The sequence below is a fragment of the Rhizobium sp. WYJ-E13 genome, from assembly GCF_018987265.1.
In the GTDB taxonomy this organism is placed as follows: Bacteria; Pseudomonadota; Alphaproteobacteria; order Rhizobiales; family Rhizobiaceae; genus Rhizobium.
On record NZ_CP076854.1, the window covers coordinates 818,828 to 836,734 of the forward strand.

Sequence of the window (17,907 nt, forward strand, 5' to 3'; positions counted from 1 at the left end):
TCTGTTTGCGGCCTTAGTGGGAATTATTCAACCGTTCAGACTAAAAGCATCGCTTTCCCCGGGCACGAGTTCCAGCGGCCAGATGCGGTTACGCACTCCGTTGCGGTAGGTTTCCGAATAGGCAGGCATGCCCGCAAGCAAGGTTTCGGCAAGTGCTGCGCCGAGGTCGGGCAGCGACATGCGGAAGCAGGTGAGCGTCGGCTGCAGGAATTTGGCGCGGGGTTCCTCGCGGAAGCCGATGACGGCGAGATCGCGGCCGGGGACGATGCCGGCTTCGACCAGGCGGCGGTAGAGGCCGATCGCCATCAGTTCGTAGATCAGGATAATCGCTGTCGGTCGGTCCTTGATCCGCAGCAGTTCGTCGCCGGCCCGGTAGCCGCCCTGTTCGCTGGACTTGACACGGATAACCAGCTCCGGATCATATTTAATCCCGTGCCGTTCCAAAGCCTTCCGATAGGCATCCACGAAGATATAACCGAGATTGATCTCCCCTGACGGTGCGGCAATCGCAATGCGGCGATGCCCCTTGCCGACGAGCCGGTCGACGGCGCAGGTTGCGACACCTTCGAAATCAAGGTCGATCCAGGTGAAGTTGCCGCCGCCGGAAGAGCTGCGGCCGAGAGCGACGAAGGGAATCTTCGCCTTGATGAGTAGATCGATACGTTTGTCGATGCGTTGCGTTGCGGAGATGATCATGGCATCGACGACCCGGCGCGCCACCATGCGCTTCAGATATTCGTAAGGGTCTTCGTCGCTGGGGCAGGGGAGCATGACGAGATCGAGCTTATGGCGCGATAACACGCTCTGCAGCCCCCCAGTCACGCCGAGGAAGAAGTTGTCGCTATTTTCGACCGTCTCCTTGCTGGATTCAATCATCAGTCCGATAACATTGGTCGTTCCCTGACGAAGGCTGCGGCCGGATTGGTTGGCCACGTAACCGAATTCTTCGGCGGCAGCCAGCACGCGCTTGCGGGTCTCCTCATTGACATCGGCCTTTCCGTTCAGCGCACGCGAAACCGTCCCGATCGATATATCGAGATGTTCTGCGAGCTGGCGGATACCCTTCATCTGCAATCTCTCTTCCGGTAGGCAGATCCTCTCATCTTATTGCCATGGGAAAACGTTTACGGAAAGCATTTGCCGTGAAGGCGGAATGCATTTTTACGCAATTTGAAAAAAATCTGTTGCTGCATCGCCGAAGGTTTGCCTAAACGCCCGTTCGCATTGTGATTTTTCGCAATATTTTGTCGAGCGACGGCGGGATTGACAGTAGCAAACGTTTCCGCTTAGTATCGTAAACGTTTACGGAAGGCGTTTCGGGAGGAATCTGAAGCGCACCGCTGGAGGAAATCGTGAAATTGAATGCCGTTCTGTGCGGGTGCGGAGCTATGTCCAAAGGCTGGCTGCGCGCTATTAAGGAAACGCCTGATCTTGCTGAGGCGATTGAGATCGTCGGCCTTGTCGACGTCAACCGTGCCGCCGCCGAGAAGCTCGCCGACGAATTCGGCTTGAGCGCGGCTCGCATCGGTAACGATCTCGCTGCCGTCATTGCCGAGACCAAGGCCGACGTCGTCTTCGACGTCGTTATCCCGACTGCCCGTTTCGATATCGTCTCGACGGCCATGAGGGCCGACTGCCATGTGCTCAGCGAGAAGCCGATGGCGACTTCGCTTGCCGAAGGGGCCGCACTCATCGATCTCGCCGCCGAGACCGGCAAGATCCACGCGATCATCCAGAACCGCCGCTTCATTGCCGGCGTGCGCCGCCTGCGTCGCTTCGTCGAAAGCGGGGCGATCGGCGATCTGACGGGCATTCATTGCGATTTCTTCATCGCTCCTCATTTCGGCGGGTTCCGTGAAGAGATGGACAATGTCCTTTTGCTGGACATGGCGATCCACACGTTCGATGCCGCCCGCTATGTGGCCGGCAAGAAGCCACTCGCAGTCTATTGCGTCGAACGCAATCCCAAAGGTTCCTGGTATCGCCACGGCGCTTCGGCCAATGCCACCTTCGAATTCTCCGACGACGTCGTCTTCACTTATCGCGGCTCCTGGTGCGCGGAAGGCGAGCGCACGAGCTGGGAAAGCCAGTGGCGCATCGTCGGCTCGAACGGCATGCTGACCTGGGACGGTGAGGATGGTTTCAAGGCGGCTGTCTCCGGCAATGAACCAGGACTGCTTCACGGCTTTTCACCCGTCGAGGTTCCGGCGCCTGAACGTGCCGAGGAAACCCACGGCCACGCCAGCGTGATCGCAAGCTTCGTCGAGGCGATCCGCACCGGAAAGCGGCCGGAGACGGTCAGTTCCGACAATATCAGAAGCCTCGCTATGGTCTTCGGGGCGATCGAAAGCGCCAAGACCGGGCGGCGCGTCGACATTTCAGCATAAGGACAGATGACGTGAGCAACCCCGCCAAAGCCATTCGTATCGGTACCATGGTCAGCGCCTCGAAGGGCGGCGCCGACAACCGCATAGCGCAGATCGCCGATATGGGTTTCGAAAGCTTCGAGCCCTTCTTCTGGCAGACGACCAACGGTCAGGATCTTGCCGAACTCGGCAAGCGCAGCGTGGAGGCGATCGGCGATCGCGACATCACGATTTCAACGCTCGGCATGTTCGGCAATCCGCTCGAGGAGACCGAGATGGACCTGCAGACACTGCAGGGCTGGAAGGATTGCATCGACAACGCCCATCATTTCGGCGCCACCTGCGTTGCCGGCTTCACTGGCCGCATCCGCAACAAGCCGCTGACCGAGAGCCTGCCGCGCTACAAGCAGATCTGGAGCGAACTCGCCAAGCGCGCCGCCGATAAGGGGATCAAGATCGCCTTCGAAAATTGTGCCATGGACGGCAACTGGGCAACCGGTGACTGGAACATTGCCCATAATCCGGATGCCTGGGAACTGATCTTCAACGAGACGCCCGACGACAATATCGGCCTCGAATGGGAGCCGTGCCATCAGATGGTCTATCTGATCGAACCGCTGCCGCAGATCCGCAAATGGGCGAGCAAGATCTTCCATGTCCACGGCAAGGATGCGACGATCCGTTGGGATGTCATCAAGGAGCACGGCATCTTCGGCAAGGAAAAGTTCGTCTTCATGCGCACGCCGGGCTTTGGCGACAGCAACTGGACAGATGTCATTTCCGAACTGCGGCTTGCCGGCTGGTCCGGCTCCATCGACATCGAGGGCTGGCATGATCCGGTCTATCGCGACGCCCTTGAAATGACCGGTCAGGTCTATGCACTCAATCATCTGAAACATGCCCGGGGCGGCGATTTCGTCGTCGATCCGGTGTGAGAGAATGTGGCCCGGCGTGGAGGAAATCGCCGGCCATCGCAAGGATAACCACAAAGGAGGAGAACCATGGCTATCCGCAAATTTGCAGTTCTGGGCGTGCTGGCTCTTGCCGGCGTGTCGCTCTTCGGCCTTTCCGCCAAGGCGGAAGACGTCAAGCTGACGCTCTGGTCGTTGGACAAGGATACCCAGCCGGCGCCGACCCTGGTCAAGGAATTCAACGACCAGCACAACGGCATCACCATCGAATATCGCCTGATCCAATTCGATGACGTCGTTACCGAAGCGATGCGCGCCTATGCTACCGGCCAGGCCCCCGATATTATCGCTGTCGACAATCCCGAGCATGCGCTGTTTTCTTCGCGTGGCGCCTTTCTTGATCTCACCGACATGATCAAGAATTCGAAGGTCATCAAACCCGAGAATTATTTCCCCGGGCCGCTGAAATCGGTCGAATGGGATGGCAAATATTTCGGCGTGCCGAAGGCGACGAATACGATCGCGCTTTACTACAATAAGGACATGTTCAAGGAGAAGGGCCTCGATCCGAACAAGCCGCCGCAGACCTGGGACGAGCTCGTCGAGGATGCCCGTAAGCTCACCGACCCGGCAAAGAACGTCTACGGTCTTGCCTTCTCGGCCAAGGCCAATGAGGAAGGCACTTTCCAGTTCCTGCCCTGGGCGCAGATGGGCGGCGGCAGCTATGAGCACATCAATGCCGACGGTGCGGTCAAGGCACTCGAAGTCTGGAAGGCGATCATGGACGAGAAGCTCGCCTCGCCCGATACGCTGACCCGCGGCCAGTGGGATTCGACCGGCACCTTCAATTCCGGCAATGCCGCCATGGCGATTTCCGGACCCTGGGAACTGGACCGCATGGTTCAGGAAGCCAAGTTCGACTGGGGTGTCACGCTGCTGCCGGTTCCGAAGGAAGGCGCTGAACGCTCTTCGGCCATGGGTGACTTCAACTGGGCGATCTTCTCGACCAGCAAGCATCCCGCCGAAGCCTTCAAGGCGCTCGAATATTTCGCCTCGCAGGACGACAAGATGTTCAAGAACTTCGGCCAGCTTCCGGCCCGTTCCGACATCTCCATCCCCGAGACCGGCCAGCCGCTGAAGGATGCCGCGCTGAAGGTTTTCCTCGAACAGCTGAAATATGCCAAGCCGCGCGGCCCGCATCCGCAGTGGCCGAAGATCTCCAAGGCGATTCAGGACGCCATTCAGGCCGCACTGACCGGCCAGATGAGCCCGAAGGATGCGCTTGATCAGGCTGCCGACAAGATCAAGGCGGTTCTCGGCTGATCTCCCGCATCACCGGATGGCCTGACGGCCATCCCCCTTTTCCTCCCGGAAGGGGCTGCTCAGGCATCGGCCAAGGCAGCCCCGTTCGGAGCATTGGAGGACCCATGAGAAGGACCTTTTCCAGCATCAGGGATGGCCGCGGTTTCGATATCGTGCTCGTCGCCTTTCCGCTCGGTTTTCTGTTCCTGATGGCAGGCCTGCCGCTCATCTACAATGTGGTGATGAGCTTCCAGGAGGTTGACATGTTCAGCCTCGGCACCTTCTCGCGCCCGTGGGTGGGTTTCAAGAATTACGTGGATCTCTTTGCGCAGCCTGAAACGCTGCCGATCCTGTACAATACGGCGATCTTCGTCGTTGGCTCGATCGCCGGCCAATTCCTGATCGGTTTCGGTCTGGCGCTGTTCTTCTGGGTGAACTTCCCCGGCGCCTCCTGGCTGCGCGGTCTGTTTCTCGTCTCCTGGGTCATGCCCGGCCTCGTCGTCGGTGCTATCTGGAACTGGATCCTCTCGGGTGACTTCGGCGTGCTGAACTTCATTCTGAAAGAAAGCGGCATCATCTCAGGCAATATCTTCTGGCGTTCGGACCCGCACTATTCGCTCTATGCCGTCATCATCGCGAATGTCTGGCTCGGCACCTCGTTCAACATGATCCTGCTTTCCGTCGGCCTTTCGGGCATTCCGGGCGATCTCTACGAGGCGGCCGAACTCGACGGCGCCACCGCCTGGCAGCGCTTTTGGACGATTACGCTGCCGATGATGCGTTCGACGATCGGCGCCATCATCGCACTCGGCCTAATCTTCACACTCCAGCAGTTCGACCTCTTTGCCGCCATCACCTCGGGCGGGCCGAACAACTCCTCCAACGTCACGCAATACTGGGCCTGGGATTTGTCTTTCCGCCAATATGACTTCGCCAAGGGCGCGACCATTTCCGTCATCATGATCGTCTTCGTTATGTTCGCCTCCGTGGTCTATGTCCGCTCGACCCGCCACGAGGTGCGCGGATGAGCGAGACTGCACGCAATCGCCTGATGTTCATGATCGCCATTATCATGGCGGCGATCTATCTTTTCCCGCTCTACTGGATGTACATCACCGCGCTGAAGAGCGGTTCGGAGATGTTTGCCACACCGCCAAGCTTCTGGCCGACCTCGCCGCAGTGGGGCACCTATGCCTATGTCTGGGAAAGCCGGAACATGGGTCTCTATCTCTGGAACTCGCTGGTGATCGCGATCGGCGCGGTCGTCATCATCACGGTGCTTGGCGTTGGTTGCGCCTATGTGCTGGCGCGCTACCGCAACATCTGGGTGGATATCGGTCTTTTCCTCATCCTCATGCTGCAGGTTCTGCCGGCATCGCTGATGATTACGCCGATCTTTGTCGGTTTCTCGCAGATCGGTATGCTGAATTATCCTCGGCTTGCCGTCATCATCGCGATTGCCGCAAAGAGCATGCCCTTCTTCGTCGTGCTGGTGCGCGCCACCTTCATGGCGGTTCCGATGGAACTGGAGGAGGCGGCCCTCGTCGACGGCAATTCGCGCGTCGGCGCCTTCTTTAACATCGTGCTGCCGCTTGCCCGCAACGGCATTCTGGTCAGCGCCATCCTCATCTTCATGCAGGCCTTCGGCGAGTTCGTCTATTCCAAGTCGATGATCCAGGCCGCCGAGCTTCAGCCGGCAAGCGTCGGGCTCAATTCCTTCATGGGACCGAATACCAATGAGTGGAACAACATCATGGCCTATGCCACGATGTATGTGACGCCGATCCTTGCCATCTTCGTTCTCTTGCAGCGCCGCATCGTGTCCGGCCTCACCTCGGGAGCCCTCAAATGACCCCTCAGATCGAGCTTGCCGGCGTCAACAAATATTACGGCGCCTTTCACGCACTGAAAAATATCGATCTCTCCATCGCCAAGGGTACCTTTGTTGCACTTGTCGGCCCATCCGGCTGCGGAAAGTCGACCCTACTGCGCTCGCTGGCCGGCCTGGAAACCATTTCTGACGGCAGCCTGAAGATCGCCGGCGAGTTGATGAACGGCGTGCCTCCGCGCAAGCGCGATGTCGCCATGGTGTTCCAGTCCTATGCGCTCTATCCACATATGACCGTGGAAGAAAACCTCACCTATAGCCTGCGTATGCGGGGTGTTGCAAAAGCGGAGGCGAAGAAGGCGGCCGAGGAGGTTGCGGCCACCACGGGCCTTTCGCATCTGCTGGAACGCTATCCGCGTGAACTCTCCGGTGGCCAGCGCCAACGCGTTGCCATGAGCCGCGCCATCATCCGCCACCCAAAGGCCTTCCTCTTCGACGAACCTCTGTCCAACCTTGATGCGGCGCTACGTGTCCATATGCGTAAGGAGATCCGCTCGCTACACGATCGTCTGCATGCGACCTCGGTTTACGTGACGCACGACCAGATCGAGGCGATGACCATGGCCGATCATGTCGTCGTCATGCGTGATGGGATCATCGAGCAGCAGGGCCGGCCGCTCGACCTCTACGACAAGCCCGTCAACAAATTCGTCGCCGGTTTCATCGGTTCACCTGCAATGAACTTCATACCGGCAATCGTCGGCGAGGATGGCAAGAGCCTGACGCTCGATCTCGGTTCGGTGAGGCCGCAGATTTCTATAGACCATCAGCTCCAGCCCAGCCGGAGCGTCACAGCCGGCATCCGCCCGGAGCATATCGGCATTACCGGTCAAGGGCAGGGGAGTTTTGATGTTCCGGTTGACGTGGTCGAATCCACGGGGTCTTCGACCTTCATCACCGCCGCAACGACCCCTGAACTGACTATCGTCGAAACAGGCAGGGGAACGGTTCAGCCGGGCCAGACGATTGGTATGACAGTCGATCCGGTGCAGGTGCATCTCTTCGATGAGGCGAGCGGCGTCAGAATTTGAGATCCGGCTTCTGCCGGATCAGTTCCCGCAGCGATTAGCTGCGGGATATTGCCGTTCTTATCGAGCGAGCGAGGCCGGCGTAGCTTGCTTGGCTGCCACCTCTGTATCACGAGCCTGTTCGCTGGAATTTGCCCACATGGCGACAGCAAGTCCTGCGACGATAAAGTAGGGGAGTTTGCTTGAAAGCCTGAGCTTGCCGGAAACGGCATTGCCGCGGGTGCATTCAAAGCCGGACATTTCTGGGGTCATCAGTACCTGTCTCGTGTGAATATCACGCCGTGAATATAGTGTATCCGGCGATTCGAATGAACCCCCAGATCAGGGGATATATAAAGGGTTGTTGAAAAAGAGCAGTTCAATGGCCCGCTGGTCCGCTCGATCCTTCATCGAGATTGATCTTGCGCAGGATGAAGGCGAGCGGCAGCACGGCGAGCGAGAGCCACATGAGCGTGTGGAAAACGTCGATATAGGCGAGATAGCTCGCCTGGATCTGCACCTGCTGGCCGATCCAGCCCATGGCTTGCGATTGTGCGTCGACGGCTCCCGCACCTCTGTCGGCAAAATATTGCGTCGCGCCCTGCAATGCGTGATTGTAGGCCGGATCGGAGGGGATGATATGTTCGACCAGCCGGCTTTGGTGCCACTGCTCCCGATGGGCAAGCACGTTTGATGCGATGCAAACGCCGATCGAGCCACCGGTGTTGCGCGCCGCATTGATGAGAGCAGAAGCCTGATCCGTCTGATCGGGCCTCAAGCCATCATAGGAGGCAGAAGTCATCGGAATGAAGATCAGCGGTAGACCCAAGCCGAGATAGATGCGCGACCAGACGAAGAAGCCGAAGTTCAGGTCGGCATTGAGCCGCGTCATATCATACATAGCGAACGCAATAATCGCAGTGCCGATAGCGATCAGATATTTTGGCTGAACCTTGTTGGAGATCCGCCCCGCTACGAACATCATGAACATCGTGACCAGGCCGCCGGGCGAAAGTGCCAGCCCGGCCCAAGTCGCCGTATAACCGAAATTCTGCTGCAGGACCTGCGGAATGAACTGGGTCGTGGCAATCAGGATCGCCCCGGTCGCAAGCATGACGATGAAACAGGAGCCGAATTGCCGACTTGCCAGCAAGCGTACGTCAACGACCGGGTTGGTTGTGTTCATCAGCCATGGGATGGAGAGAGCAAGGGCGGCAACGCAGACTGCAGTCATCGTGACAACAAAATTGGAATCGAACCAGTCTTCCGTCTGGCCGCGATCGAGAACCAGTTCCAATGCGCCGAGAAAGGTCGCGACCAGGAGGAAGCCGACAATATCAAACCGCACGCCTTGTTTGCGCATGTTTGCCCGCTCCTGCCGCAGTGAATCCGGTTCGTTGACGAGGAAATAGACGAGGACGAAGGCGAAGAGGCCGACCGGCCCATTGATCAGGAAGCACCAGTGCCAGGAGAAATTGTCAGAGAGATAGCCGCCGAGCGTTGGCCCGATGACAGGGGCCACGACCACGGCGACGCCGAAAAGGGCAAAGGCCTGGCCACGCTTCGACGGCGGGAATGAGTCGGCCAGGATCGATTGAGAGATCGGCACCATGCCACCGCCGGCGAAGCCTTGGATCATGCGGAATATCAGCAGGGATTGCAGGTTCCAGGCAAGGCCGCAACAGATGGAAGCAACCGTAAATGTCGCAAGACAGAGCAGGTAGAAACGTCGCCCCCCGTCACGCTTGGCGATGAAGCTGCTGGCGACGAGAATGATGGCGTTGGAAACGAGATAGGTCGTGATGACCCATGATGCCTCGTCGGCGCTGACGGCAAGACCGCCGGAGATGTAGCGCAGCGCCACATTGGCAATCGTCGTATCCAGAACCTCCATGAAGGTGGCGAGCGAAACGACAAGTGCGATCAGCCATGGATTGGCAATCCTGGCACCCGATGTCGGGGTGCCATCCGCTGTTGCGGCATCACTCATGTCAGTTCCTCGGGCGCACGGTTACCGTCGGCACCACGGACATGCCGGGGCCGATCGCCACATCCTTCGGCCAGTTGTCGATGACGATCTTGACCGGAACGCGCTGGGTCACCTTCACATAATTGCCGGTGGCGTTTTCCGCTGGAAGCAGCGAGAAGGCTGTGCCCGAACCGGGCTGAACGGAATCGACGCGACCATGAAGGACGTGATCCGGATAGGCATCGATCGTCACATCCACAGGCTGATCCGGTCGCATATCCGTCAATTGGGTTTCCTTGAAATTGGCCGTCACCCAGATTTCATCGGGTACGAACATGGAGACTGCCTGTCCCGCCTGAATATATTGCCCTTTCGAGCCGCTGAGCTTCACGATGCGGCCGGGCTGGGCGGCCGTGATCGTCGTGTAGCTCAGGTTCTGTTCGGCGGCTTCGACCTGGGCTTCGGCCTGATGCAGGCCGGCGACAGCGCTTGCTCGTTGCGCTTCCGCGGCCGCCTTGTTCTTGATGGCCGAGGTGACGCTTGCCTGCGCTTGAGCGGTACTTGCCTTGTCCTGCCGCAACGTGGATGCCGCCTGCTGTGCGGCCTGTTCTGAACCGGCGCCGCTTTTCACCAGTTGCTGCTGCCGGTCGTTTTCATCCTGCGCATACTGAAGGGCGGCTTCCGCGGAGGTCTGCTGCGCCTTGGCCTCGTCGATCGCTGCAGCTGCGGCGGCGATCTGTGCTTCGGCGCTAGAAATCGCTGCCTTCGCGACACCGACCTGGCCATGCGCCTGATCCAACGCGATCTGGTAGTCGCGGGGATCGATCTTGGCGATGACTGCGCCTGCGTCGACATGCTGGTTGTCGGAGACGGGAACATCCGAAACATAACCCGACACTTTGGCCGCGACGGAGAAACTGCGGGCATCGACGAAGGCGTCGTCCGTCGTCTCGTAGGGATGGAAATAGATGAGCCAGATGAAATAGCCGGTGACAGCAAGAACAATCAGCGCAAGAACGATGAGAAGCGTCGCGACCGGATGGCGCCTGATCATTGAAGGCCGCTTCTCGGCCTCCTTGTCCTTCTCGATTGCCTTGGCCGGGGCTTCGTTTTTTGCGGGATCGGCGGACTGATCTTGCCCGGCAAAGGCGGGCTGGTTCTGGGGCACGACAATGTCTTTCAGTTTGAAAACCGGAAACCAACGCCGGATCATCGGCTTTGGTTCCGGTCGAAAATGTCGCAACGTACCTGTGGGCTCGCAACTGGGGGACAATTCCAGGTGGTGAAGGCAGGGCGCGTATTTACGAGCAATTGAAGACGCTGGGCTCAGCCTCCCGCGGCAAGATCTGAAGCCCGCGCGTCTTCAATGTGGATCGACCGATCTGGTTTGTCAGTCGCCCCAATCCTACCTTTATCGTGCGCCATCAGCACTGCTGTTGCGATTGAAGACCGCAGGCGCTGCTGACCCGCCAAGGAGGTGTTATGAGACGTTTGATTTTAGCGGCCGCTGCTCTGCTCCCCACGGCTGCCTTTGCCGTCGAGGCCGTCGAGGTCAATGCCCGCGACCATTCCTGCCGTGAGCTCGCGCAGATTATCCAGCAGAAAAAGGCCGTCTTTGTTCGTATGGGCATCGGCGGCCGGAGTTTCCGTTACCCGCCTGCGCGATGCCGGTTAGGCGATAAATATAGCGTGGCCAGAGTGCGCGCGGCCAACGGGGAAATGTGCGTGCTCGACTACGAGTGCGTTTATGACCCGCAATCATTCTACAACCGCTTTCCCAATTAGTGTTTTCTATCGCTCGGCCGCTGTGGCGTAGACGACTTGAAGCTCCATCTGGACCGCATCCATAAACAGGGCGGCCTGCCTCGAGAGCTCAGCATCGCTGCAGCCTTGTTCTTTCAAATTGGCCGCGAACCCGGCCATCTCCGACCGCCAGAAGCGGTTGGCGGCCTCGCCGTGAAGGTTCTGAAGGGCCTCTGCGCAGCGCCTGATATCGGCTGTGCGTCGGTCGGCGGGAAACTGCAGAAGCGGCATGCTATCTCCGTCATTGCTGGGCGAATCGCCAAGTGTCCCGCAGAATGGCTATGAGTTCTTCACAAGTGGTGAAGCCGATCGCGGAGACATGGCTCCTCAAATGCTGCCCCTTCGTTCGATGGCACCCCACATCACCGAAAATTGACACAATACACTCCGGCGGCGGCGGTCGCCGCCGCGTCAAGCTATGTTAGAGTTCTGAAGATAACGCAGTGATGGGAAGTGATGATGCTGACAACACTTGCGATGCTCGCGAGCCTGTCTGGCGCTGCCGCCACGATCGCGCAATCAAGCCAAAATGAAGTCGACGTCGAGCTGGTGCTGGCCGTCGATACGTCCCGCTCCATGGATTACGAGGAAGTCCGCATACAGCGCGAGGGTTATGTCGAGGCGCTCAGGCACAAGGAGTTCCTCGACGCCGTGAAAGGAGGGCTGACCGGACGGATCGCCATCAGCTATTTTGAATGGGCCGGCTATGTCGTACCGGGCTCCGTCCTCGACTGGCAGGTGATCGAAACGGAAAGGGATGCGCTGGATTTCGCCGACAAACTCGAAGCGAGGCCGATTGCCACCCAGCGCCGCACATCCATATCCGCAGCGATCGTTCAAGGCGTCTCGATGCTCGCCGCCAGCCCCTACAAAAGCAATCGCGAAGTGATCGACGTTTCCGGCGATGGTCCCAACAATTCGGGGGACCCCGTCACGCCTGCCCGCGACACGGCGCTCAGGACGGGCGCCGTCATCAATGGCCTTGCCATTATGCTGAGACCATCCGATGTGCCGGAGGGGCTCGATAAATACTATGCCGATTGCGTCATCGGCGGCCCCGGCTCCTTCGTTTTGCCGGTTCACAAGATCGAGGATTTCGCAGTTGCGGTCCGCAGGAAGCTGGTTTGGGAAATCAGCGGCCTTGAGCCCCGATCACAGATCCGCAAGGCGGCCAATCAACCGACAACGGACTGTCTTGTCGGCGAAAAACTGTGGCAGAACTTCTTCGATCGCTGAGTGCTCATCGTGCTTTCGAAATTGCGGCGACAGGTCCAGCCTGCTCCAGCCGAGGCAGGACCTTCCTTGCGATGGTTTCGAGGTCGGAGAACGCCTTACGACTGTCCGCAGTCAGGTTGAACGCGACGTGATGCACACCGAGCTCGCGGAGGGCCACAAGAGCGGCAAGCAATCCATTCGGCCCCGCCCGATACCCGAGATTGATGTCTTCGAGACGGTCGGCAGATGTATCGACGAGCTCGAGCGCCATGGCCTGGCCCATTCCGCGGAATTCGTCGGTCGTGCGCTGCACGGCCCCATGCCATAGAGCGATCCGGTCTTTCTGTGCGGCGAACGGTCGATGGTAGGTCATCCAGGCTCCAGCGTTTCTGGCGATCCATTCGAGCGACTGCGAGGATGAACCGACTGCGACTAAGGGAATGCGGCGGCCGCTGCGCGGCCGGATTTCGAATTGGTTCTCGTCTGTCTGGTTGCCAACGCGGTCGTCAAGCGCGTCTTCGAGAGCGGCCCAGTTCGCCCGAAACAATTCCCGGCGGTCGTCGACATTGCGGTCAAATGCTGAAAACTCCGACGGACGATCACCGGAACCGAGGCCGAGGACGAACCTGCCCGATGAAAGTATGTCCATCGAAAGGGCCGCCTTGGCGACGTGCAGGGGATGGCGAAACGGCAGGACAATCGCGCCTGTCGCCAACGTGATCGATCGGGTGGACGCGGCGAGCGCGCCAAGCAGGACCCAGGGGTCGGAATGACCTGCGGGATCCGGATAGGCCGGACTGTTCAAGGGGACGTCACGAACCCATATGGCTGCAAAGCCAAGCTCATCGGCGCGCCGGGCAAGCTCCAGTTGAAGGCCGAAGTCGATGTCCTGCCGTTGCCGCGCCTGCATGGGGAGAACGACACCAACCGTCAGCCGTGAATCTTCGAAGAGCATCCGTCGTTTCCTGCGTTGCCTGCCCGCACGTGGGTGATCCCAGTGAGGTTTGCAATAGCCGGAACACTATAGACCGGCGGTCACTACCAGAGTGCGACCGGCGCGCTTGCAAAAAACTGATCGAGAGCGAAAGCGAGCGCCGGAGCAATCGCCACGATCTCCTCATGAGCAGCAAAAATGAGCAATCCCAGCATCGAGATAACCGATCCGGCTTCGATGACTGACAGGGGATTGTTGACCGATGTGAGAGACGCAGTGGGTGGAGCGATATGCGGTCGTGCGGCGGTCCGGCTGTTGTCGTTTGCTGGATGGAGGAGGCGGGTAGGGCGAGGTTGGGCGAGGCGGGATTTACTACATATTCCAGGATAGGTTTCGCAGACTGAGCTAGACATCTGATGTGTCCTTGACCGGCATTGGAGGATTGTAAATTCACGTGGGGTTTGGCCGGTCTTCCTTCAACTATACTCGCGAATAGGGGAACGGCGCCGGAATAGGCTGTTGTCTCATTCCGCCATGCATCAGCTGCATAGGTGAGCTGTAGTCTAAACGCTACTCATTCTCGCAGTCCCATATTATATATTTCTCATCGAAGCGAACGAAGCGCCGCCACCTGGCAGCTGTCGCTAGACCCACGGAAAGGGGATTGAAATGAGCATCGCACGCACCTTCAACAACTGGCGCAAGTATCGTCAAACCGTTACTGAGCTTGGCCGTATGTCGAGCCGCGAGCTGAATGACCTGGGCATCGCACGTGGCGATATCCGCGACGTCGCGCGCGCAGCCGTCGGCCGCTAAGATCGCTGCTGAATGAATTCAAAAACACGCCCGCCTTGCCCAAGGCGGGCGTGTTTTTTGTTTGGCGAGCCTTTCGCCTGACGCATAGCGCATGGCAGCCTTGCAAATATGTGCCTAGAAGAATGGCAGGGCTCAGCGTATATCTTCTTTCAACGAAGCGATGAAACTCCTCCCTTGTCGCTTCGTCCGAGGCGCGGCTTACCTCCTCCCGAGCCAGCGTCTACGTGGCGGCATCCTCCTCCCGTCGCCACGCGTCATAAAAGGCGTCTGCCGGATCTCCTCCCTCGGCAGACGCCTTATTTTTTGGCGCTTGCCTCATCTGCCGGTCATCTCCAAGAGCGTAGTCATATTTTTTACAGCGATCACACACCGGCCTTCTATCGCCGCTTGCCGCGTTCCATAAACATGATAATTGAACTCATGTTAATTTTGGCTTAGAAGCCGGGATGAAAAGCACGATGTCGTCGATGCCGAGCAAGGATGGATCCATAGTTTGAGTTTCTGGCATTCCATGGTCTGGCATACCGAAGGCATCCGGGTGATGGCGCCGGTCAAGTGGCGCCAGTTCGACGGGCTCGTGAGTGTCTTCTGGGAAGCCGAAAGCCAGTCGGGCGCCAGGGGCTATTACCTCTCGGACGATCCGCGCATCATGATCTTCTTCAGCGATGTCTCGTCTCAGATCCGCATGTCGAATCGCGACGGTGATTTTCAGCAGCATTACCGGCCCATGACGCGGGCGGTCTATGTTCCGCCCGGCATGCCGATGTGGACGACGAGCGGCACGACGCACCGATTCTCGCATCTCAATCTGCACATGCATAAGGACCGGCTCCTGAGATATCTCGCGCCTTCGGTCGGCAATTCCGCGGCGATGACGGCACTTCGCAATCCGGTCGAGATGCAGGACACCGGAGCGATCGAAACGCTTGCCCGCCTCGTCGTCGACGAGGTCTCCAGCCCGTCGAAACATGAGATCTTTGGCGAGAGCCTTGTCGGCAGTATCGTCAGCGGTCTGCTGGATATTCCTCGACAGGGTGTCGAACAACCGAATGGCCGGCTGACCCAGGCGCAGATGAATAAGCTGATCGCCCGCGTCGAACGGTTGAGCGATTGCCGCCTGACGGTTGCCGAGATGGCAGAGACAGTCGGCCTGTCTGAAAGCTGGTTTTCCAACGTCTTCAAGCAGACGACGGGCAAGACGCCGCTGCAATGGCAGCTCGGCAAACGGATCGACCATGCCAAGACGCTGCTCATCGAAAGCGAACTTGCTGTCGCCGATATCGCCGCTCAGCTCGGTTTTTCCGATCAGGCGCATCTGACCAAGGTCTTCCGCCAGATCGTCGGCGATACACCTGCCGCCTGGCGGCGGATCCGGCAGATCCGTTCGTAAGCAGTCCCGCCCGCAGGATGCAGGCGGGACCGGCCGGTTACCAGGTCTGGCGCAGCGTCGCGTAGATCGCACGGCCCGGGTTATAGAAATCCGCTCCGAAGCCGCCATAAGCGACATGCTTTTCATCGAAGAGGTTGCTGACGTTCACATCGAAGGATGTGTTTTCCTGGATCTTGTAGCTGAAGGCGGCATCGAAGGCGATGCTGCTGCCCGTCGACTGGGTGTTGGCGTCGTTAAAGTAGTAGGAGCCCGTGTAGCGTGCACCGAGGCCGAAGTTCATGTCGCCGCGGAAGCCGTTGCCGGGAATGCCGTAATTGACCCAGAGCGAGGCAGTATGGTTGGGCACGAAGGACATTTCGTTGCCCTCGTTGCCAAGCGTGCCGTTCTCAACGATGTCGGAAACCATATAGGAATAGGCGGCCGTCAGACTGATATTGTCGGTGACTTCAGCCTTGGCTTCGAGATCGATACCGCGCACGCGCACCTCGCCGATCGTTTCCTGGAAGCCGGTCGCCGGATTGGTGCGGGTGATGTTGTTCTTGGTCAGGTCGTAGACCGCTGCGCTGAAGAGGGCAGGGAATTCGTCGGGCCGGTATTTGACGCCGACCTCCCATTGTTCGCCGCGCTCGGGATCAAGTGTCAGCGAGGCCGGCAGTACCGATTCCGCGTAGCTGACATAGGTGGCTACCTGATCAGTGACCTTGTAGCTCAACGCGGCGCGCTTGGTGAACTCGCTGAGATCGGCGTCGGTCGTCGAGCCAACCATGTTGTTCTGCTGCTGAAGGTCAAGCCAGTCGTTGCGCAGGCCGACGGAGGCGGTCAGCTTGTCGAAGAAGGTCAGGTCCTGTTGCAAATAGAGGGCCGTGGTCTTCTGGTTGTTTGTCAGGCTTTGGTAGAGCGGAACCGAGGTCGGTGCGCCTGTATAGACGGGGTTCGTCCAGTCGATGCCAGGAGCTCCGCCGAAATATCCATCATTGTCCGATTGCAGATTGTTGTATTGGAGGCCGACGAGGCTGCGGCTGTCGATGTCCTCGAAGTTCGTCTCATATTGCAGGCGGGTATCGATGATGAAGTTTTCGACCGCCTGGTCATTGGCGAAGAAGGCGCGGTCGGCGATGGTCGAGCCGTTCGTCGGCGTCGCCGAGATATAGGCATAGCCGAAATTGCTCTTGGTATTGCTGTAGCGCGCATTCGAGCTGAGGGTCAGGCCCGAACCGAAGTCATGATCGAACATGACGCTCAGCGTGTTCCTGTTGACGTCGCGATAGTTGAAATCAGGCTCGCCGAAGAAGCGGCTTCTCGCAAAATCCGAGCCAACCGGGTGGCCGCCGCTGCCGGGCACGCCGTTCTTGTCCAGATGGTCATAGACCACGGTCAGGTTGGTATCGGCGCTCGGGCGCCAGGTCAGGCCGCCCATGAAGAAATTCTCGTCGTCCTGCGAGTAATCATATTCCTCGTCGGCGCGCTTTACCTTGCCGGTGATGCGGTAGGAGAATGTATCGTCCTCGGTGATGTTGTCGCCGAAATCGACACCCGTCTCGCGATGATCGAAGGAGCCGCCGGTGACATAGGCCTCGCCGAAGCGCTCGCTCTTTGGCCGCTTGGTCACGAAGTTGACCGCGCCGCCAGGGTCGGAAACGCCGAAGGTCGTGGAATTGGCCCCCTTCAGCACTTCGACGCGCTCGAAAGCGAAGGGCTCTTCGCGAATGCCGCCGAAGGGGTCGCCGAGCGTCAGGCCGTCGCGATAGGTATAGGCATCGAAACCGCGGATCTTGAAATAGTCGAATCGGTCGTCCGAACCATAGAAGTCGGTGGTGACGCCGGATGTATATTGCAACACCTGCTCGGTATCCTGCGCGCCGCGCTCCTGAATTTCCTTCGAGGTGATGACGGAGACGGAGGCCGGCGTGTCGAGAATGTCTGTCGCCATACCGTTGCCGCTGATCGTCTTGGTCGCGACGATCGATTTCGAATCATTGTCGGTATCGAGGCCGCTGCCCTGGATGACGATAGGCGCGAGATTGGTAACGGTATTGGAATTCCCGCTCTCCTGACCGAGCACCGCGCCCGGCGCAAGGGCGACAAGCGCCGTGCAACCGAGAAGGACCGCATTCCGGTAGCGGAGGAGGGTCTGTCTCGAGTGAGCGCCTGTTCTTTCGATATCCATGTTCACGTTCCAGAAGTTGGTGTCGCCGTTTCGGCCCTTCGACAGGGGGTGCCGAATGGAATGCCGGTTTGAGGGTCGGTCCGAACGGCACGTCAGCGGCCGGCGCGAACGGGAGATTTGCCCGGATCGGCAGCCGCAA

17 protein-coding genes are annotated in these 17,907 nt (G+C 59.0%); 10 read left to right on the plus strand and 7 right to left on the minus strand.

Annotated features, from left to right (window positions below):
• Nucleotides 1–27: 27 nt before the first annotated feature.
• Nucleotides 28–1,068, minus strand: a complete 1,041-nt coding sequence (locus tag KQ933_RS25290; RefSeq protein ID WP_216760555.1) for a substrate-binding domain-containing protein — start codon at nt 1,066–1,068, stop codon at nt 28–30.
• Nucleotides 1,069–1,352: 284 nt separating this feature from the next.
• On the opposite strand from KQ933_RS25290, the gene KQ933_RS25295 reads away from it, so the two are divergent.
• The 6 genes from KQ933_RS25295 (at nt 1,353) to KQ933_RS25320 (ending at nt 7,498) form a co-directional block, all read left to right on the plus strand.
• Nucleotides 1,353–2,387 carry a Gfo/Idh/MocA family protein gene (locus KQ933_RS25295; protein WP_216760556.1) on the plus strand — a complete coding sequence of 345 codons (1,035 nt, stop codon included), beginning with the start codon at nt 1,353–1,355 and terminating at the stop codon, nt 2,385–2,387.
• Nucleotides 2,388–2,398: 11 nt separating this feature from the next.
• Complete coding sequence (locus KQ933_RS25300; RefSeq protein ID WP_216760557.1) at nt 2,399–3,301, plus strand: sugar phosphate isomerase/epimerase; 903 nt, start codon at nt 2,399–2,401, stop codon at nt 3,299–3,301.
• Between the two features lie 66 nt (nt 3,302–3,367).
• Nucleotides 3,368–4,600 (plus strand): sugar ABC transporter substrate-binding protein, encoded by a 1,233-nt coding sequence (locus KQ933_RS25305; RefSeq protein WP_216760558.1) that lies wholly within the window; start codon nt 3,368–3,370, stop codon nt 4,598–4,600.
• Nucleotides 4,601–4,704: 104 nt separating this feature from the next.
• Nucleotides 4,705–5,607: a carbohydrate ABC transporter permease gene (locus KQ933_RS25310; RefSeq protein ID WP_183725325.1), complete on the plus strand. Its 903-nt coding sequence runs from the start codon at nt 4,705–4,707 to the stop codon at nt 5,605–5,607.
• On the plus strand, nt 5,604–6,431 hold the full coding sequence (locus KQ933_RS25315; protein ID WP_216760559.1) for a carbohydrate ABC transporter permease: 828 nt from the start codon (nt 5,604–5,606) through the stop codon (nt 6,429–6,431). The genes KQ933_RS25310 and KQ933_RS25315 overlap by 4 nt, the downstream gene beginning before the upstream one ends.
• On the plus strand, nt 6,428–7,498 hold the full coding sequence (locus KQ933_RS25320) for an ABC transporter ATP-binding protein (protein ID WP_216760560.1): 1,071 nt from the start codon (nt 6,428–6,430) through the stop codon (nt 7,496–7,498). The genes KQ933_RS25315 and KQ933_RS25320 overlap by 4 nt, the downstream gene beginning before the upstream one ends.
• Before the next feature lie 57 nt (nt 7,499–7,555).
• On the opposite strand, the gene KQ933_RS25325 is transcribed toward KQ933_RS25320, so the two are convergent.
• From KQ933_RS25325 to KQ933_RS25335, 3 genes are all read right to left on the minus strand, one after another.
• Entirely contained in the window at nt 7,556–7,747 is a 192-nt protein-coding gene (locus tag KQ933_RS25325; protein ID WP_216760561.1) for a hypothetical protein, read from the minus strand.
• Between the two features lie 106 nt (nt 7,748–7,853).
• On the minus strand, nt 7,854–9,464 hold the full coding sequence (locus tag KQ933_RS25330; protein WP_216760562.1) for a DHA2 family efflux MFS transporter permease subunit: 1,611 nt from the start codon (nt 9,462–9,464) through the stop codon (nt 7,854–7,856).
• A gap of 1 nt (nt 9,465) precedes the next feature.
• Nucleotides 9,466–10,497 (minus strand): HlyD family secretion protein, encoded by a 1,032-nt coding sequence (locus KQ933_RS25335; RefSeq protein WP_216760808.1) that lies wholly within the window; start codon nt 10,495–10,497, stop codon nt 9,466–9,468.
• Nucleotides 10,498–10,925: 428 nt separating this feature from the next.
• Between KQ933_RS25335 and KQ933_RS25340 the strand changes: the two genes are divergently transcribed.
• Entirely contained in the window at nt 10,926–11,228 is a 303-nt protein-coding gene (locus KQ933_RS25340) for a hypothetical protein (protein WP_216760563.1), read from the plus strand.
• A 6-nt stretch (nt 11,229–11,234) separates the two neighbouring features.
• On the opposite strand, the gene KQ933_RS25345 is transcribed toward KQ933_RS25340, so the two are convergent.
• Nucleotides 11,235–11,477 carry a DUF6074 family protein gene (locus KQ933_RS25345; RefSeq protein WP_216760564.1) on the minus strand — a complete coding sequence of 81 codons (243 nt, stop codon included), beginning with the start codon at nt 11,475–11,477 and terminating at the stop codon, nt 11,235–11,237.
• 228 nt (nt 11,478–11,705) lie between these two features.
• Between KQ933_RS25345 and KQ933_RS25350 the strand changes: the two genes are divergently transcribed.
• Nucleotides 11,706–12,482, plus strand: coding sequence for a DUF1194 domain-containing protein (locus KQ933_RS25350; RefSeq protein WP_216760565.1), 777 nt, complete (start codon nt 11,706–11,708; stop codon nt 12,480–12,482).
• A 4-nt stretch (nt 12,483–12,486) separates the two neighbouring features.
• Here the strand turns inward: KQ933_RS25350 and KQ933_RS25355 are convergent, their stop codons facing one another.
• Nucleotides 12,487–13,416: a TIGR03571 family LLM class oxidoreductase gene (locus KQ933_RS25355; protein WP_216760566.1), complete on the minus strand. Its 930-nt coding sequence runs from the start codon at nt 13,414–13,416 to the stop codon at nt 12,487–12,489.
• Nucleotides 13,417–14,064: 648 nt separating this feature from the next.
• On the opposite strand from KQ933_RS25355, the gene KQ933_RS25360 reads away from it, so the two are divergent.
• Nucleotides 14,065–14,211, plus strand: coding sequence for a DUF1127 domain-containing protein (locus tag KQ933_RS25360; RefSeq protein WP_113184802.1), 147 nt, complete (start codon nt 14,065–14,067; stop codon nt 14,209–14,211).
• A 493-nt stretch (nt 14,212–14,704) separates the two neighbouring features.
• Complete coding sequence (locus KQ933_RS25365; protein ID WP_216760567.1) at nt 14,705–15,601, plus strand: AraC family transcriptional regulator; 897 nt, start codon at nt 14,705–14,707, stop codon at nt 15,599–15,601.
• A gap of 37 nt (nt 15,602–15,638) precedes the next feature.
• Here the strand turns inward: KQ933_RS25365 and KQ933_RS25370 are convergent, their stop codons facing one another.
• Entirely contained in the window at nt 15,639–17,768 is a 2,130-nt protein-coding gene (locus KQ933_RS25370; protein ID WP_216760568.1) for a TonB-dependent siderophore receptor, read from the minus strand.
• Between the last annotated feature and the right edge of the window lie 139 nt (nt 17,769–17,907).